6 protein-coding genes are annotated in these 4,896 nt (G+C 69.5%); all 6 read left to right on the top strand.

Annotated elements, in window-relative coordinates; genetic code table 11:
- Positions 1-1,552: Wzy polymerase domain-containing protein (locus tag ACK42S_RS15675; RefSeq protein WP_409709634.1), on the top strand; the 1,552-nt coding region annotated here is incomplete at its 5' end.
- 30 nt (positions 1,553-1,582) lie between these two features.
- A complete protein-coding gene (locus ACK42S_RS15670) occupies positions 1,583-2,233 on the top strand; it encodes a TetR/AcrR family transcriptional regulator (protein ID WP_409709631.1) in 651 nt (216 codons plus the stop codon).
- A gap of 115 nt (positions 2,234-2,348) precedes the next feature.
- Positions 2,349-2,513 carry a hypothetical protein gene (locus ACK42S_RS15665; protein ID WP_409709628.1) on the top strand — a complete coding sequence of 55 codons (165 nt, stop codon included), beginning with the start codon at positions 2,349-2,351 and terminating at the stop codon, positions 2,511-2,513.
- A gap of 423 nt (positions 2,514-2,936) precedes the next feature.
- Positions 2,937-3,209 carry a hypothetical protein gene (locus ACK42S_RS15660; RefSeq protein WP_409709625.1) on the top strand — a complete coding sequence of 91 codons (273 nt, stop codon included), beginning with the start codon at positions 2,937-2,939 and terminating at the stop codon, positions 3,207-3,209.
- Positions 3,206-3,394 carry a hypothetical protein gene (locus ACK42S_RS15655; RefSeq protein ID WP_409709622.1) on the top strand — a complete coding sequence of 63 codons (189 nt, stop codon included), beginning with the start codon at positions 3,206-3,208 and terminating at the stop codon, positions 3,392-3,394. Before ACK42S_RS15660 ends, ACK42S_RS15655 begins: the two co-directional genes overlap by 4 nt.
- A 248-nt stretch (positions 3,395-3,642) precedes the next feature.
- A partial coding sequence (locus ACK42S_RS15650) for a solute carrier family 23 protein (RefSeq protein ID WP_409709619.1) occupies positions 3,643-4,896 on the top strand: 1,254 nt, incomplete at its 3' end.

The raw sequence follows: 4,896 nt of genomic DNA, 5'->3' as shown, positions 1-4,896 counted from the left end.
GATGGGCCGTGATGGCCAGGCGGTGCCCCGCGCGGCCTGGGTCTGGGGGCTGGCCGCCCTGGTGCTGGGGGGCTGGGCTTTCGTGCAGGGCTCGCGCGCCGGGGCCGCCTTGTCGGCGGCGCTGGCGGTGGCCGCCTTCGGACGCTGGCTGGGCGGGCCGGTGTGGCAGGGGCCGGCGGCCCGGGCGCTGCTAAGCGCGCTGGCCTGGGGCCTGCTGCTGGCGGCGCTGTTGAATGTGGGCATCGCGTTGGTGCAATACTTCGCCCCCACCTGGGCCGACGGGGTGTGGATCGCCCGGCCCACCACGCCGGGACGGGCCTTCGGCAACCTGCGCCAGCCCAACCATCTGGCCTCGTTGATGCTGCTGGGGCTGTGCGTGCTGCCCGTGCTGGTGACGCCTGGGCGGGGCCGCTGGGCCTGGGCGGCCCTGGGGGCCCTGGCGCTGGGGGTGGCGCTGAGCAGTTCACGCACGGGGCTCGTGGGCCTGGGGGGGTTGGCACTGTGGGCCGCGATCGACCGCGGTTTGCCTGGCGGAGCGCGACGCCTGTTCTGGGCGGCGCCGGTGGTGGCGGTGGGGTGGTGGCTGGGGCTGTGGGCCTGGGGCGAGATGGGCGGCACGGCCTACTACGGCGAAACGCGGTTGGAGGGCGGTGGCGATCTCAGCAGTTCGCGCTTTGCGATCTGGTCGAACACGCTGGCGCTGATCTCGGCCCACCCGTGGACCGGCGTGGGCTTTGGCCACTTCAACGCGGCCTGGACCTTCACGCCCTTTCCCGAGCGGCCGGTGGCCTTCTTCGACCACAGCCACAACCTGGTGCTGCAGTGGATGGTGGAGCTGGGCATTCCGGCGGCGCTGGCCTTGCTGGGGGGGCTGGTCTGGGCCTTGTGGCGCTCCCGTGGCGCCTTGTCGCTGCCGGGCCCCGGAGGGCGGGCAGCGCGCTCGGCGTTGATGGTGCTGGCGGTGCTGGGCTGGCACAGCCTGCTCGAGTATCCGCTGTGGTACCCCTACTTCTTGCTGCCGGCCGCCCTGGCCCTGGGGCTGGTCTTGGGCCTGGGGGCGCCCCAGCGCCCGGTGAGGCCTTCGCCGCCTTGGGCCCCTCGGCTGTTCGTGCTGGCCAGCGGCCTGATGGTGGCCGGTGCGGTCCATGCCCTTGTGGACTACCAGCGTGTGGTGCAGATCTTTGCGCCTTCGGGGCCGTCCGGGAGCGCGCCGCTGGGTGAACGCATCCGCATCGGCCAGGGCAGCCACTGGTTTGCCGTGCATGCCGATTACGCGGCCGTGACCACGGCGCTGCGGCCCTCGGAGGTGTTCGGCCGGTTTGAGCGGCCGCTCCAGCACCTGATCGATGCCCGGCTGATGATCGCCTATGCCAAGGCCTTGCACGAAGGTGGCGAGGACGACCGGGCGCTGTACGTGGTGCACCGGCTGCGCGAGTTCCGGCACCGGCTGGGCCGCGACTTCCTGGCGGTGTGCGAGCCGCCCGAGGCGCCGGGTTTTCCGTGCGGGCCGCAGCCGCAGGGCCTGAGCTGGCGGGATCTGGCGAAGCCTTGATATTTCGCACGGTCGTGCTAAGCTCCATTCATGGAAGCCAAAACCAGCCGCAGCGAGCTCACCCGCGCGGCCATCCTCGACACCGCCTTGCTGATGGCGGCGCAGGATGGCCTGGAGAGCCTCACCATCGGCGAGGTGGCCAAGCGGCTTGGGCTGTCCAAGAGCGGGGTGTTTTCGCGCGTCGGCTCGCGGGAGGCCTTGCAGGCCGCAGTGATCGAGGAGTATGACCGGCGCTTCGTGCAGGAAGTGTTCGTGCCCGCGATGCGCGAGCCGCGGGGCCTGCCGCGCCTGAACGCCGTGATGCGCTTGTGGCTGCAGCGGGCCCGTGAGGTGGAGTTCCGCCACGGCTGCATCTACTGTGCCGGGGCCTTCGAGTTCGACGACCGTGACGGCCCCCTGCGCGATTTGCTGCTCGACGGTGTGATGCGCTGGCGCGCGACATTGCGGCGTTCGGTGCTGCAGGCCATCGAAGCCGGCCATCTGCGTGCCGATACCGACGTCGAGCAACTGGTGTTCGAGCTCGATGGCTTGTTCATCGCGCTGATGCGCGACGCCCGCTTTCTGCGTGACCCTCGGGCTGCCGAGCGGGCCTGGCGGGCCTATCAGCGCCTGATCGACGACTACCGCGGCCCGGTGCCGGTGCCTCGCGAGGCATCGCCGGGCGGCCCCAAGCTTGCCTGACCCCCTCGGGGGAGCGCGCGCAGGAGGCCTCCACCCCCTGATGACCCCGGCGCCCACGAGGCGCCTTTGACTGTGGCAATGATTCGCACGATCGTGCGAAATTTAGGAGAGCATCATGATTCTGATCCTGCTTCTGCTGGGCCTGGCCTTGTTGTTGCGTCTGATCTGGGCAGCGCTGCGTCTGATGGAGGGTCTGCCGCGGCGCAACGAGGACTTCTCGCTCGACTTTGACGATACCGCGGCCTGGCGTCGCAGCGCCTGCGCACGCGATCCTGAATGAAGGCGCCTTGATGCCGCGGGCCGACAGCCCGACCGCATGCAATGTCGGGGCCCTCCCTGGTCGGCTGCGCCAGCCGGTGAGGGTGGCGCATGACCGCGACCACCTGACGGTTCCGGTCGCCGACGGCAAGCGCCTGTCCGCAGCGTTGCCGGCTGCCGGGTTGATGCTCACTTCCTGGCTGGGCCCCTGCTGCACGGCGCAGAACCTGGCCATGCCGGGCCGAGGTGGTGCACGCATGGCGCACTGCACCATGACGCAGACTGCACAGGTGTGCCCGCTCGGGTGACAATCTTTGTCAGCAGGGCGCGGCCGGGCGTGCGATATCTCCGCCTCCGGCGCAGGTGGCCATATTTCGTTACGTTCCGGGGGCTGGCATGAAAGCTGCCATGGGATGGGCGTTGCTGTCTCACCGGAAGTTCCGACATGGCCCTGCTCAGCTTCAAGCGTCGCGCGGCGAGCCGCTCCCAGGCGGGTGAAATCGCGCGCCGCGGCCGCCAACAATCGCCCACCAGCCTGGCGCCGCGCCGCCCGGGGGGCTGGTCATCGATGCTGCGGCTCACGCCGCTGCAGGGCGAGACCTCGCCCTCGCAAGGCTGGCCCAGCCTGGCGCTGGCCCGATTGGGCAAGCCGGTGCCCAGCGCGCCGGCCTTCCTGTGCACCGACTTTGCACCCAGCCAGTGGCTGACGAAATCATGATCCGCGCCCGCACTGCCGCCATTGCCTCCACCGTGCTGGCCCGGCACCTGGCCAGCAAGCAGACGCCGCAAGCCGCGCCGGCAATGCCGTCGGCCCAGGCCGGCAGCGCCGGGCTGCGCCAGTACCAGGTGCTGCAGTCGCGTTCTGAGCCGGCGCAGCTCACGCTGAAGCTGGGTCGTCGCTGAACCACCGTTTTCCAGGGACGTCGGGGGAAGAGGGGGCGGCCGGGGTCTGAGAGAGCGAGAGCCCCGGCCGCCTTTCCTTAACGGAGTCCACCACCCGCCGTGCTTTGCATGGCGGGTTCTTTTTTTGTGGGGCGCCGCACCACCCCCCCTGGTGTTCGCGTGCAGCCTGCTCCTACACTCGCGCACGACCGTGCCCGCATGAGGCGCGGCGTCCCGGTGCAACATCACACAACACGGAGCTTTCTTCCATGAGCTTTTTCCCGACATGGCGCGAGACCACGCAGGATGTCGTCGCCCCCGACGAACGCCTGCCCTGGCCACAGACGGTGGCGATGGGCGTCCAGCATGTGGTGGCGATGTTCGGCGCCACCGTGCTGGCGCCGTTGCTGATGGGCTTCGACCCCAATGTCGCCATCCTGATGAGCGGCATCGGCACCTTGATCTTCTTCTTCGTGGTCGGCGGCAAGGTGCCGAGCTACCTGGGCTCGAGCTTCGCCTTCATCGGCGTGGTGATCGCCGCCAGCGGCTATGCCGGCAGCGGCCCCAATGCCAACCTCGGTGTGGCGCTGGGCGGCATCGTCATCTGCGGCCTGGTCTACGCGATCATCGGCTTCATCGTGATGGCCGCGGGCACGGGCTGGATCGAGCGCTTCATGCCGCCGGTGGTCACCGGCTCGGTGGTGGCGGTGATCGGCCTGAACCTGGCCCACATCCCGGTGAAGAACATGGCCCCCACGCCCTTCGACGCCTGGATGCAGGCCCTCACCTTCGTCTGCGTGGGCCTGGTGGCCGTCTTCACGCGCGGCATGGTGCAGCGCCTGCTCATCCTGGTGGGGCTGATCGTCGCGTCCATCGTCTACGCCATCCTCACCAACGGCTTCGGCCTGGGCAAGCCGCTGGACCTGTCGGGCATCGCCAACGCGCCCTGGTTCGGCATGCCGGGCTTTGCCGCGCCGGTGTTCGAGCTCAACGCGATCTTGCTGATCGCACCGGTGGCGGTGATCCTGGTGGCGGAAAACCTGGGGCACATCAAGGCGGTGAGCGCGATGACCGGCCGGGACATGAACCCCTACATGGGCCGGGCCTTCGTCGGTGACGGCCTGGCCACGATGGTCAGCGGCGCCTCGGGGGGCACGGGGGTGACCACCTATGCCGAGAACATCGGCGTGATGGCGGCCACGAAGATCTACTCGACGGCCATCTTCGTCGTGGCCGGCTTGATCGCCATCGTGCTGGGCTTCAGCCCCAAGTTCGGTGCGCTGATCCAGGCCGTGCCGCTGGCCGTGATGGGCGGCGTGTCCATCGTGGTCTTCGGCCTGATCGCGGTGGCCGGCGCCAAGATCTGGGTCGACAACAAGGTCGATTTCTCCGACAACACCAACCTGATCGTGGCCGCCATCACTTTGGTGCTGGGCACGGGCGACTTCACGCTGAAGATCGGCGACTTCGCCCTGGGCGGCATCGGCACGGCCACCTTCGGCGCGATCGCGCTGTACGCGCTG

It is taken from the genome of Caldimonas sp. (assembly GCF_046289365.1).
GTDB lineage: Bacteria > Pseudomonadota > Gammaproteobacteria > Burkholderiales > Burkholderiaceae_C > Caldimonas.
Note: the sequence above shows the minus strand (reverse complement) of the source record. Positions and strands in the feature narration are given on the sequence as shown.